Raw genomic sequence first — 12,164 nt, 5'->3', positions numbered from 1 at the left:
CGGCGCGTACGCGCGGACCCTGTCGGCAACGAACTGACCCCAGACGTTCATGTGTTCACCGTAACTTCAGCGCGTGTCAGTCGGATCGGATCGGCCCGCTCCTCAGACACCGTCCTCCTGGCCCAGGCTGAAGGCCGCCTCCAGGTCGTGGCTGGAGTACGCGCGGAACGCGATGTGCGTCTCCGTGCTCACGACGCCGGGCACCCGGTTGACGTGCTCGGGGATGACGGTGGCCAGGTCGTCGTGCCGTGCGACCCGGACGAGCGCGATCAGGTCGAGCCCTCCGGTCACGGAGTACACCTCGCTGACGCCGTCGATCGCCGCCACCTGCTCGGCGACCTCCGGGATCCGCGCGACATCGGCCTTGATGAACACGATCGCGGTGACCATGCCGTCCTCTCCTCAGAACCCATACAGAACTGTTCAGACTCACACCTCAACCCGCTGAAGCATAGTGTGGCCGAGACCCCGAACCGTCCCCGCCGTCGCCTCCTCCGCGGCCAGCATCTAGCCGACCCGGGCCGGTCCCAGCGGGCGGAGGTGCCGGCGTCGCTCGGTCGGATGGTGGTGGGCGTCGGAGCGGAAGTTGTCGAGCCGGTTCAGATGCCGGCCCGCGCCGCTGACCGGGCAGGTCCAGGTGCCGTCCATCTCGACCAGCCGGACACCGGGGAGCTCGAGCCAGCGCAGGATCAGCTCGATCTCCTCCGGCGACGCCGCCGCGACCGGGCCGATCCCGGGCAGCACCGTCTCGGCCGACGCCCGCAACATCTCCAGATGCGGCCGCGGGTCGGTCCCGCGCGGGCTGAACCCGGCCGCCGCGAGCCGCCCGCGACGGATCACGTGCAGCTCCCAGCCGCCGTCCTCGGTCCGCCTGGCGGCACAGATCTCCGCGCAGCCGGTCACCGACGCCATCCGCTGCATCCGCGCCGAGCTCCGCACGAACGCGCTCAGCCGGTCCCGGTGCACGGCGGCGTCCTCGAACCGCTCGTCCGCCGACAGTACGTCGATCCGCTTGTCGAGCGCCTCGACCACCGGAGTCGGGTCCACGGTCAGCGCCGAGCGCAGCGCGGTCACGAACTCGCCGTACGAATCCATCGAGATCCGCCCGTCGCACGGCGCCACGCACCGGCCCATCTCGGCCAGCACGCACGGCGACAGCTGCGGGGTCCGCGACATCCGCGCGGTGCACTGCCGGATCGGGAACGCCTCGTGCAGCGCGGCCATCGCCCGCTCGGCGGTCTTCCGCGAGCTGAACGGCCCGAGATACCCGGCGTCGTCGTCGCGCACCTGTTTGACCATCGACAACCGCGGAAACGGTTCGACCGTGACCTTCAGCCAATGCTGCCGCTCCGGGAACTTCGACCGCCGGTTGTACCGCGGCTTGTGCTCCGCGATCAGCCGCAGTTCGCGGACCTCGGCCTCCAGCGGCGTCCCGCACTCGATTCCGCGGACGCCGGTGGCGATGCCGACCATCTCGCCGATCCGGTTGCGGGTCTCCGAGGCCGTGAAGTACGACCGGACCCGGGTCCTCAGGTCCTTGGACTTCCCGACGTACAGCACCTCGCCGCGGTCGTCGGTGAACAGGTACACACCCGGTGCGTGCGGCAACGACTCGGCCAGGTGCCGCTTGGCCCGGACGGCCGGCGCGACCCGGGACGAGAACGTCTGGAGGTCCTCCAACGTTTGCACGCCCAACGACCCGACCCGCTCGAACAGCCCGTGCAGCACATCGACGGTCGCGCGGGCGTCGGACAGCGCGCGGTGGTTGGGCGTGGTCGTCGTACGGAAGAGTTTGGCCAGCGTGCCGAGCTTGCAGTTCGGGGCCTCGTCCGGGGTGATCACCCGGCGCGCCAGCAGCGCGGTGTCGACGACGGCGAAGTCGGGCCAGTCGTACCCGTGCACCAGCGACTCGTGTTTCAGGAAGCCCATGTCGAACGGCGCGTTGTGCGCGACCATCACACACCCGTGCGCGAACTCCAGGAACGCGGGCAGCACCGACTCGATCCGGGGGGACGAGGCAACCATCAGGTCGCTGATCCCGGTCAGGACGGCGATGAACGGCGGGATCGACTCCGGCGGGTGCACCAGCGTCTGGAACTCGCCGATCACCTCACCGGCCCGCACCTTCACCGCGCCGATCTCGGTGATACCGCCCTCGCCCGGCGGGTTGCCCGTCGTCTCCAGGTCGACGACGCAGAATGTGATGTCCCGCAGCGGCGTCCCGAGGTCGTCGAAACTGTGCTGCACACCGCGGATCGGCACCGTCGGATCCTGGGGCGGTGTGCGCACTGGGCTGGTCATGGCCACGACGCTAAGAGCCGCCACCGACAATTCCGCAGGTGACACGCAGACGAGTCGACTAGGCTCTCTGTATGCGTACACAGGCGATCACCGCGATCCCGGGCCGCGAGCCCGTCCGCTGTGGTCTGCGTCACTGGCCCAGCAGCTGCTGCCAGGTCGTCGTTCCGGCCGGACTGCGGACCGGTGACTGAGGCAGGCACCGCCGCGAGCTCCGCCGCTACGACTTTGCCTGAACCGGTGCGGCAGCGCGTCCTGTCCCTCGCCGCGCAGGCCCTCGGCCAGCTCCCCGCCACCGACATCCCGGCTCCGCTGCGCCGGTTCGCCAGCTTCGCGCCGGCCAAACGGGCGAAGCTGTCCGCGTCGGTGCTCGGCCCGATCCTCGAGACCGACGACCACTTCCGGCGGCTGACGGCCTTCCAGGTACGGCGTGAGCACCCGGAGCTCGGCGACGCGGTCGCGGAGGGCGTACCGGTGCCGGCGGCTGACCCGGTGGAGGTCGCCGCGCTCGCGTACCTGCTGCGCCCGGACGACTGGGAACAGCACGTCGCCGCGGCCGCCCAGGTCCCGGTGGAGAACCCGCGCGCCGATTCCCAAGCGGTCAGCCGGCTCACCGATCAGCTCGACCAGGCCCGCACCGAGACCCGTCAGGTCCGCGAACGGCTCCGCGAACAGGTCAACGAGCTCAAGGCCGAGAACGTCACGCTGCGCCGCAAGCTCAACGAGGCCAGGCAGCGCATCAGCGGCCTGCAGACCGAGCTCGAGCAGCGCACGGAGCAGGCCGAGACCGCCGACGAACGCGTGGACGCGGCGCGGGCCGAGGTCGAGCGTGAACTGCGCAAGCTCCGGGCCCGGATCACCGAACTGGAAGCGGTCGAGCACGCGGCCCGTCGTACGGCGGGACAGGAACGGGAGCTCGCCACCACGCGTACCCGGCTCCTGCTCGACACGTTGCTGGAGGCAGCGAGCGGGCTGCGCCGTGAGCTGGCGTTGCCGCCCGGGGGAGAGCTCCGCCCGGCGGACACGGTGGCCGGCTCCGAGCCCGAGGCGGCCCCGGTCGGGCGTACGGCGCCCGAGGACGACCCGGCGTTGTTCGACGAGTTGTTGTCGTTGCCCCAGGTACATCTGATCATCGACGGCTACAACGTGACGAAGACCGCCTGGCCGACCTCCCCGCTGCACTCGCAGCGTCAGCGTCTCGTCACGGCGTTGGGCGCCCTGGTGGCGCAACGTCGCGTCGAGGTCACCGTGGTGTTCGACGGCGCCGAACTGTCGGGGCCGGTGCAGCTGAACCCGCCGCGCGGCGTACGGGTCCGGTTCAGCCCCGCCGGGGTGATCGCCGATGAGGTGATCCGGCAACTGGTCCGTGCCGAGCCGCCCGGCCGCCCGGTCGTGGTCGTCTCCACCGACCGCGAAGTTGCCGAGAGCATCATCAAACTCGGCGCCCGGTCGCTGTCCGCGACCAGCCTGATCTCGCGCATCGCCCGCACCTGACACCAGAAACTGTCGGTGGGGGTCTCTAGCGTCCTTCTCAGCCGGATGCAAGTCCGGGTGCTTCCCCACTTGGAGGATGTTGTGCTGATCGACTGCGACGCCTGTGTGATGAAGGGTCCGGGCTGCCAGGACTGCGTCGTCACCGTTGTGTTGGGATTCTCGGAGGAACGGTCCGGCAGCCTGCACATCGACGACGACGAGAAGGCCGCGCTGGACGCGCTCGCCGACTCGGGCCTGGTCCCGCCGCTGCGCCTGGTGCATGCCGTGGACAGTGTCGAGCCCGGCGCCGTCCCCAAGGAACAGACCGGCTGACCCGGAGCCGACACGCCGAGGACACGCCCGAAGACGCGACCGTCTTTGTCAGGACCTTGGCGGTGCAACGGTACTGCCCGACGCGGCCGAAACCCCTGCAAAGGAAGGCGAAACGATCGTTTGGCCACCAACCGGCTTCGTTAATTTTCCATCAAACCCGAGGGGCGAATTGCACTGGTCACGAAACGGTCACTACTGTTACCTCTCGTTGCCTCAGGGTGTCGGCCGCTCCGGCCGACCGGGCAGCGGTAATGCCGAGGGAGTGATCCGGCGGACCCCGCGGACGTGACGTCCGCGGCAGGCCTGGTCAACGGGGACGGCGCGAGCAGAGGAAGGGACCGACCGGGCTGTGTCCATCGGACGCATCAACCGCACCAAGGGAATCGCCCTCGCCGCCATCACCAGCACGGCCGTCGCCGCGGGTGTGATCTTCATCCAGGGAGCGGCGGACGCCGACCCCAAGCCCACCCTGGAGGAGGCGAAGAAGCAGGTCGCCGCGCTCCAGCACCAGGCCGAGGTGGCCGGTGAGTCGGCGAACGACCTGCGCGGTCAGATCACCGCCTCGTCGGTCCGGGTGAAGGCGCTGCAGGCCGGTATCGCCAAGCAGCAGGCCCAGGTGGACGCGGTGAAGCGGCAGATCGGCTCCCTGGCGGTCGCCGGGTACCAGACCTCGGGCATCTCCACGACGGCGCAGCTGCTGCTGTCGAACAACCCGGACCAGTTCCTCAGCCAGGCGTCCACCGCCCAGGCCTTCGCCGGTCAGCAGAACTCGGCGCTCCGTCGCTACCAGGTCGCGCAGGGCAAGCTCACCGACCTGCAGGCCAGCGCGCAGACCGAGCTGGCCGCCCTGCAGGCCGTGCAGGCGAAGCAGGACGCGTTCAAGAAGCAACTGCAGGCCAACCTCGACAAGGCCGAGGGCGTCCTCGACAAGCTGAGCGACGCCGAGCGCGAGCGGATCGAGGAAGAGAACGCCAAGGAGGCGGAGGAGGCGCGTCGCCAGCGCCCGAGCCGCGACGGCGAGCGCACCGGTGACGACGAGGACATCCCGAACGTGCCGGCCAGCGGCCGCGCGAAGATCGCGGTCAGCGCCGCCATGTCCCAGATGGGCGACCCGTACGTCTGGGGCGCCGAAGGACCCAGCTCGTACGACTGCTCCGGCCTGACGCTGTACGCCTGGGGCAAGGCCGGCGTCTCGCTGTCGCACTCCTCGAAGGCGCAGATCAACGAGGGCCGCCGGGTCAGCAAGTCCGAGCTGATGCCCGGTGACCTGGTCTTCTTCTACTCGCCGATCAGTCACGTCGGGATGTACATCGGCAACGGCCGGATGGTGCACGCGCCCCGCCCGGGGAAGAGCGTGACGATCGCTCCGATCGACGAGATGCCGTACAGCGGCGCCGTCCGTCCGGGCTGACCTGCGACCTTGACATACTCTGCGGCTCCGGGGAGGGATCCCCGGAGCCGATTGGTTTGGTATGCCGTACTGTCGGAGGAGGCCGGGTGTCCCCCCTGACTGGGGCAGGTGAGCAGCGAGGGGCCGAGGTGATCGACGAGGACGGCGACACGGTTCCGCTGCCGATGATCCCGTCGGCCGGTGACCCAGAGCAGCCGAGTGACCACCGGCAGCAGTCGTACGCCGACGGTCCGGGCCGCCCGCCGTTCGGGCCGATCCTGAAGAAGGTTGCCCTCGGTCTGGCGATCTGCCTGGTCGCCGGAGCCGGGTACGCCGGTCTGCAGCACATCGCGAACGCCCCGGCGGACCCGGGCGCGCCCACGGCGCAGCAACCGCCGTCCGCCACGCCGACCACGCCCGACCAGGCGCAGGCCGGCGTCCAGCGGGCCGTGGCGGGCGAGGCCGTGCTGCAGAAGATGGCCGACGCGATCGAGAACGAGGACCGCGGCGAGTTCCTGAACACCATCGACCCCAAGGCCACGGCGTTCCGGGCCAGCGCGCGGACGATTTTCGGCAACCTGTCCGCGCTCCCGCTCGGCACCTTCCAGCTGCGCTACGTGAGCGACGACATCGGCGCGCTCACGCCCGATCGGCAGGCCGAGCTCGGCGGGACGCAGTCCTGGCTCGCGCAGGTCGAGGTCTCCTGGCAGCTCGCCGGGTACGACGTGAAGGCGGCCCGCGAGACGCTCCCGGTGACGTTCGTGACGCGCGACGGGAAGACGTACGCCGCGTCGTTCTCGGAGCGGTTCGTGGCCGGTCAACGCCGGCCGGTGTGGTCGCTCGGCGCGCTCGAGCTGGCCAAGGGCAAGCACAGCCTGGTGATCAGCCTCGGCGCGGGTTCGGAGGCGGAAGCAGAGGCCAGGAGTTACGTCTCGGTCGCCGACAAGGCGGTCGAGTCGGTGAGCAAGGTCTGGGGCAGGAGCTGGCGCCAGAAGGTCGTCGTCTACCTGCCCGCGAAGCAGTCCCAGATGGAGTACGTCCTCGGCGCCCGGCCGAACACCTACACCCAGATCGCGGCCGTCACGATGGCCGAGCTCGACACGCCGGCCGTCGGCGCGCCGGTGCGGATCGTGGCGAACCCGAAACTCTTCGAGGAACTGGGCAAGCAGGGCCGCCGGATCGTGCTGACCCACGAGACCACCCATGTCGCGTCCACCGCGACCGCGTCACCCGTCCCGTTGTGGCTGGCCGAGGGTTTCGCGGACTACGTCGCGTTCAACGCCGTACCGGTGCAGGACGAGTCGGCGGCCAAGGAGCTCTTCAAGGCGGTGCGCGCCGGGCATGTGCCGGCCTCCTTGCCGACGACGGAGGCGTTCGCGGCCTCGGCGAAGGAGTTGCCGCAGGCATACGAGTCGGCGTGGCTGGCCTGCCGGCTGATCGCCGAGCGGGAGGGGGAGGAGAAGCTGGTGAAGTTCTACCGTGCCGTGCACGCGTCGAAGAGCTCGACCGGTCTGGCCGATGCGTTCCAGTCGGTGCTGGGGATGACCGAGGCCGAGTTCGTCGCCGAGTGGCAGAAGTACCTCGAGAGGCTCGCCGGTGGTTAAGCGGGCATCCAGCCCGTGGGCGCCGCGCGCCGCGGGCGGGCTGCTCGCGCTGGCCCTGGTCTTCACGATCGCCGTCACGACGCCCTGGCACCTGATCGACCTGCCGAAGCCGGCTGCCACGCTGGACTTCACGACCGCCGAGATCGCCCGCCAGAACGCGTTCCGCCACGAGCTCCTGAAGTGGTCGACGACGTCCTGGATCATCTCGGTGGTGGTCCCGCTGGTGATCGGGTTCAGCCCGCTCGGCCGCCGGCTGTACGACGCTCTGCGCATCCGCCCGTGGTTCCTCGCCGTACCGGTCGCGGTCGCCGGGATCGCCCTGATCACCAACCTGCTGACCGTCCCGACCGACGTCCTCGCGCAGCGGGTCAGCGTGAAGTACGGCCTGGCCGTGGAGAACTGGCGGCTGTGGGTCTGGGACCGCGGCGTCAACTGGGCCATCACCTCACTCGGCGTCGCGGTGGTCGCCGTCGTGCTGATCGCGTTGGCGAAACGCCGGCGCCAGGGCTGGTGGTTGCCGGGGGCAATCGCGGCCGGGCTGCTCGTGCTCGGGGTGTCGTTCGCGTACCCGGTCCTGATCGAGCCGCGTTTCAACAACTTCACGTCGATGCCGGCCGGTGCCCTGCGCAACGACTTCCTCCAGCTCGCGGCCGAGGACGGCGTACCGGTGAAGGACGTGCTGGTCGCGGACGCGTCGAAGCGTACGACGGCTTTGAACGCGTACGTCTCCGGCTTCGGGTCGACCCGCCGCCTGGTCGTCTACGACACGCTGCTGAAGGACACGCCGCCCGCACAGGTCCGGCTCGTGGTCGCGCACGAGCTCGGTCACGCCGCCGAGGACGACGTACTGCACGGCACGCTGATCGGCGTTCTCGGTACGGCGTTCGGCATCACGTTGCTGTACTTGGTGCTCGGGGCCCGGATGGCCGACCCGCGACGGACCGGGGTGTTCGTCGCGCTGGTGGTCGTCGCCACGACTGTGGCGAGCCCGGTGCAGAACCTGGTGAGCCGCAAGATCGAGGCCCGCGCCGACTACCACTCGCTGCGGCTGACGAACGACCCGCGCAACTTCGTCGCGATGCAGCACGACCTGGCCGTCCGGAACATCTCCGGTCTCGCCCCGAGCCGCTGGCGGTACTGGATGTTCGCCAGTCACCCGACCTCGCCGGAGCGGATCACGATGGGCCGCGCCTGGGGCGAGCAGAACGGGATCACGGTCCCGCCACTGGCGAAACGATGACCGTCCTCGTCGTCACCAACGACTTCCCGCCGCGTCAGGGCGGGATCGAGACGTTCGTACGGTCCCTCTGCGACGAGTTGCCCGACGTCGTCGTCTACACCTCCCGCGAACCGGGCGACACGGCGTACGACGCGACGCTGCCGTTCCCGGTGATCCGTGACCGTACGTCGACGTTGTTGCCGACGGCCCGCGCGACGAGGCGGGCCGTGCAGTTGATGCACGAGTACGACGCCGACCGGGTCCTGTTCGGCGCCGCCGCACCGCTCGGTCTGATGGGGCCCGCGCTGCGGCGGGCCGGTGCGCGGCGGATCGTTGCCATGACCCACGGACATGAGACGTGGTGGGCCGGCGTACCGGGGGTGCGGCGGGCGCTGCGCCGGATCGGTGATGCGGCGGACGCCCTGACGACAGTGTCCGCGTGGTGCGCGGAGCAGATCGCGCCGGCGCTGTCACCGGCAGCGGTACGGCGGATGCACCGGCTGACCCCAGGCGTCGACACGAAGCGGTTTCATCCGGGGTGTGGTGGTGAGCAGATCCGGAAGGGTCTGGGGCTGGACGGGGTTCCGGTGGTCGCCTGCGTGTCGCGGCTGATCCGCCGGAAGGGGCAGGACACGTTGATCCGGGCGTGGCCGAGCGTCCGGCAGGAGGTGCCGGATGCCGCGTTGCTGCTCGTCGGCGGTGGGCCGGACCGCGAGTATCTCGAGGAGCTGGCGGCGAGCGTCGGCGTGGCGGACGCGGTGGTGTTCACCGGCGCGGTGCCGTGGGCCGAGATTCCGCCGTACGTCGATGCGGCCGATGTGTTCGCGATGCCGTGCAGGACGCGGCGGTTCGGGTTGGAGCCGGAGGCGCTGGGCATCGTGACGTTGGAGGCGTCGGCTGCCGGTAAGCCTGTGGTGGTGGGGGACTCGGGCGGGGCGGCCGACACCGTGCGGCACGGTACGACGGGATACCTGGTGGACCCGTACAACCCGGCGGCTGTGGGCGTGCGCATCGTCGAACTGCTGACGAACGCCCAGCACGGCGTTGCTCTGGGCGCGGCGGGCCGGAAGTGGGTCGAGGACGAGTGGTCCTGGCGACGGACAGGCTCCACGCTGCGGGAGCTCCTCGGCGTGTGACGGGGAATTGGTGGACAACTCGCGGTCGACGTCGTGTACTCTGACCGACATGCACCGGATGTTCCGACTTGCCGCAGCCGTACGAGCTTTCCGCTCCCCGGCTGCCGCTGCCTGACATCCTCAAACCTCCACCGGCGACCGGAAACGGTTCGCCGGTGTTGTTGTTTTCGTAGCCCGGTGGTCTGGTTCCGGTCCTGAATCGACAAGGACACGAACCATGAGCATCAGCAGGACTTTCATCGACTTCTTCCTCGACCGCGAGCACGTCCCGACGACCGGGTCCACGCTCATCCCGCGGCTCGGTGATCCCGTGCTGTTCACGACCTCGGGGATGCATCCACTCACGCCCTACCTGGAAGGCGAACCCCATCCACTGGGGTCCAGACTCACCGGCGTCCAGCGATGCCTGCGAACCACCGATCTCGACGAGGTGGGGGATCCGACCCACCTGACAGTGTTCGAGATGCTGGGCTCGTGGTCGCTGGGGGACTACGGGAGCAGCCAGACCCTCAGGTGGGGGTACGAACTGCTCACCACTGGCTTCGGCCTCGACCCGAAGGACCTGTACGTGACCGTGTTCGGCGGTGACGGCCAGGTGCCGCTGGACCAGGAATCGCTACGCACCTGGCAGGAGCTCGGTCTGCCGATCGAGCTGACCACCGACGACAACTGGTGGTCGAACGGCCCGACCGGTCCGTGCGGTCCCGACTCGGAGATCTTCGTCTGGACCGGCGACGGCGAGCCGGAGGGTACGCCGACCACCGACCGCCGCTGGCTCGAGGTGTGGAACCACGTGATGATGCGCTACCGCCGCCACGACGACGGATCGCTCGAGGAGCTGAAGCAGCAGAACATCGACACCGGGCTGGGCCTCGAGCGGCTGACGATGCTGCTGGAGGGCAAGCGGTCCGTGTACGAGACGAGCTTGTTCGAGCCGTGGATGCGGCTGATCCCGAAGCTCTGGACGCTGGACGAGCGGTCGCAGCGGATCGTCATCGACCACCTGCGGTCCAGCATCGTCATCGTCGGCGACGGCGTGCACCCCTCGAACACCGGCCGCGGGTACGTGTTGCGCCGGCTGATCCGCCGAATGCTGACGATCCTCTGGCACGACGACGACTCGCGCTCGCTGTCCGACGTGCCGATCGAGCTGTTCGAGCACACCCTGAGCCACTTCCACCAGGGCGAGACCGTCACGCTGATCCGGCGGATCCTGATCGACGAGGAGATCCGGTTCAGCAACCTGCTCGACCGCGGCCGCAAGGTGCTCAGCCACGAGCGCTTCCACAGATCGCTGGACGAGACGGACTACGAGTACCTGCACGAGACCCACGGCCTGCCGCGGGAGCTCGTGGATTCCCTGCGGTAGCCGGTGATCTAGATGGGTTCGAGGACGTCGGTGCGGGGAGTGTCGGAGTCGGGTACCTCCGGAGGCGCGACCTTCCCCACCGACGACTGGGCCACGAAGGCCCCGGCCAGGACGATCACGCCGCCGATGATCTGGTTCGTCCGCAGCGTCTCGCCGAGCAGGACGAGCGCGAAGACGCAGGCCGCGACCACCTCGACGTACGCGACCGCGCCGCCGACCGCCGCCGACAGCCGCTGGACGGCCGCCGCTCCCGCCAGGTAGGCGACGACCGTGCTCACCACGATCAGCCAGGCGGCCATCACCCAACCGGGTGCATGCCGCTCACCGATCGCGACCGTGTCCACGAGGACGTGCCACGGCGTACCCCACGGCGCCGAGATCAGGGTCAGTGCGACGGCGCCGACCACGCTGCCCGCCGCGGTCATCACCAGTGGATCCGCGGCGCCGGTCAGCTTGTCGATCAGGATGAAGTACGTCGCCTGGCACGCGGCGGCGCCGAGGCCGGCGAGCAGGCCGATCAGATCGATCCGCAACCCGGACCAGATCTCGGCCACGGTCGCGAGACCGACGAGCGCGATACTCACCCCGATCGCGGCCGACCGCGGGACGGCGACCTTCTGGCCGAACTTCAGCCACGCGACCACCAGCACCGGCCCGGAGAACTCGAGCATCAGCGCCACGCCGACCGGCAGCCGGCTGGCCGCGATGAAGAACAGGGTCTGGCACCCGGCGATCCCGGTCAGGCCGTAGAGCACCAGCGCCTTCCAGGACGCCCGCGCCGAGCGCAGACCGGCGCGGCCGCGGAAGATCAGCACGAGCGGGACGAGCAGCGCGGCGGCGCCGAGGATCCGCAACCAGGCCGCCTGCTGCGGCGTGACCCCGGCCCCGATCAGGGCCTTCGCGAACGGTCCCGACCCGCCGAAAGTGACCGCGGAGAAGACCGCGAACGCCAACCCCACCGACTTCGTGCTGTACATGGGCATAACGGTCTCATGCCCATTACAAGCCTGTCGAGTGCGATTCTCACAGGACGTTCACCGCGCGGGCCGCGATCACCGCGACCGTGAGCAGCGCGATCGCCGACTGGACGCCCATCAGCATCTTTGTCCGCGCCGACAGCGGCATCGTGTCGGTCGGGCTGAACGCGGTCGCGGCAGTGAACGAGACGAACAGGTAGTCGGTGAATCCTGGCAGCCAGCCCTTCCACCCGGGCCGAGCGCCGGCATCACCCAGCGCGGCAGCGCGTTGATCTGCGTCGGCACCAGCAGTTGCAGCACGAGCACAGCAAGAACAGCCAACGAGGCCGGCCACCGCCGGGTGTGGCGGTTGCTGGAGGTGTTCG

11 protein-coding genes are annotated in these 12,164 nt (G+C 69.7%); 7 read left to right on the top strand and 4 right to left on the bottom strand.

Annotated elements, in window-relative coordinates:
* Positions 1–102 precede the first annotated feature (102 nt).
* On the bottom strand, positions 103–390 hold the full coding sequence (locus tag BJY22_RS31265; RefSeq protein ID WP_167213927.1) for an Lrp/AsnC family transcriptional regulator: 288 nt from the start codon (positions 388–390) through the stop codon (positions 103–105).
* 117 nt (positions 391–507) lie between these two features.
* The gene (locus tag BJY22_RS31260) at positions 508–2,301 is read right to left on the bottom strand and encodes a DEDD exonuclease domain-containing protein (protein ID WP_167213924.1); all 1,794 of its coding nucleotides are present in this window, start codon (positions 2,299–2,301) and stop codon (positions 508–510) included.
* Positions 2,302–2,538: 237 nt separating this feature from the next.
* On the opposite strand from BJY22_RS31260, the gene BJY22_RS31255 reads away from it, so the two are divergent.
* The 7 genes from BJY22_RS31255 (at position 2,539) to BJY22_RS31225 (ending at position 10,822) form a co-directional block, all read left to right on the top strand.
* Complete coding sequence (locus BJY22_RS31255) at positions 2,539–3,792, top strand: NYN domain-containing protein (protein ID WP_337759570.1); 1,254 nt, start codon at positions 2,539–2,541, stop codon at positions 3,790–3,792.
* 81 nt (positions 3,793–3,873) lie between these two features.
* On the top strand, positions 3,874–4,104 hold the full coding sequence (locus BJY22_RS31250) for a hypothetical protein (RefSeq protein WP_337759569.1): 231 nt from the start codon (positions 3,874–3,876) through the stop codon (positions 4,102–4,104).
* Positions 4,105–4,453: 349 nt separating this feature from the next.
* The gene (locus tag BJY22_RS41975; RefSeq protein ID WP_167213916.1) at positions 4,454–5,515 is read left to right on the top strand and encodes an NlpC/P60 family protein; all 1,062 of its coding nucleotides are present in this window, start codon (positions 4,454–4,456) and stop codon (positions 5,513–5,515) included.
* 86 nt (positions 5,516–5,601) lie between these two features.
* Positions 5,602–7,098, top strand: coding sequence for a DUF3597 domain-containing protein (locus BJY22_RS31240; RefSeq protein ID WP_167213914.1), 1,497 nt, complete (start codon positions 5,602–5,604; stop codon positions 7,096–7,098).
* Complete coding sequence (locus BJY22_RS31235; protein ID WP_167213912.1) at positions 7,091–8,338, top strand: M48 family metalloprotease; 1,248 nt, start codon at positions 7,091–7,093, stop codon at positions 8,336–8,338. The genes BJY22_RS31240 and BJY22_RS31235 overlap by 8 nt, the downstream gene beginning before the upstream one ends.
* Complete coding sequence (locus BJY22_RS31230; RefSeq protein WP_167213909.1) at positions 8,335–9,453, top strand: glycosyltransferase family 4 protein; 1,119 nt, start codon at positions 8,335–8,337, stop codon at positions 9,451–9,453. Before BJY22_RS31235 ends, BJY22_RS31230 begins: the two co-directional genes overlap by 4 nt.
* 217 nt (positions 9,454–9,670) lie before the next feature.
* Positions 9,671–10,822, top strand: coding sequence for an alanine--tRNA ligase-related protein (locus BJY22_RS31225; RefSeq protein ID WP_167213906.1), 1,152 nt, complete (start codon positions 9,671–9,673; stop codon positions 10,820–10,822).
* An 8-nt stretch (positions 10,823–10,830) separates the two neighbouring features.
* Here BJY22_RS31225 and BJY22_RS31220 read toward each other — a convergent pair whose 3' ends face one another.
* Positions 10,831–11,799 carry an EamA family transporter gene (locus BJY22_RS31220; RefSeq protein ID WP_238350510.1) on the bottom strand — a complete coding sequence of 323 codons (969 nt, stop codon included), beginning with the start codon at positions 11,797–11,799 and terminating at the stop codon, positions 10,831–10,833.
* Positions 11,800–11,845: 46 nt separating this feature from the next.
* Positions 11,846–12,133 carry a hypothetical protein gene (locus BJY22_RS31215; protein WP_167203115.1) on the bottom strand — a complete coding sequence of 96 codons (288 nt, stop codon included), beginning with the start codon at positions 12,131–12,133 and terminating at the stop codon, positions 11,846–11,848.
* Positions 12,134–12,164: the final 31 nt, after the last annotated feature.

Origin of the sequence: Kribbella shirazensis, from assembly GCF_011761605.1 — a bacterium.
Taxonomy (GTDB): Bacteria; Actinomycetota; Actinomycetes; order Propionibacteriales; family Kribbellaceae; genus Kribbella; species Kribbella shirazensis.
The sequence above is the reverse complement of the archived record's forward strand: the minus strand, read 5'-3'. Positions and strand labels throughout refer to the sequence as shown.

What these genes read in the sequence shown, in the direction of transcription:
- BJY22_RS31260 (WP_167213924.1), bottom strand. Translation starts at nt 2,301, where the DNA reads ATGACCAGCCCAGTGCGCACACCGCCCCAGGATCCGACGGTGCCGATC.
- BJY22_RS31225 (WP_167213906.1), top strand. Translation starts at nt 9,671, where the DNA reads ATGAGCATCAGCAGGACTTTCATCGACTTCTTCCTCGACCGCGAGCAC.
- BJY22_RS31220 (WP_238350510.1), bottom strand. Translation starts at nt 11,799, where the DNA reads ATGTACAGCACGAAGTCGGTGGGGTTGGCGTTCGCGGTCTTCTCCGCG.
- BJY22_RS31265 (WP_167213927.1), bottom strand. Translation starts at nt 390, where the DNA reads ATGGTCACCGCGATCGTGTTCATCAAGGCCGATGTCGCGCGGATCCCG.
- BJY22_RS31230 (WP_167213909.1), top strand. Translation starts at nt 8,335, where the DNA reads ATGACCGTCCTCGTCGTCACCAACGACTTCCCGCCGCGTCAGGGCGGG.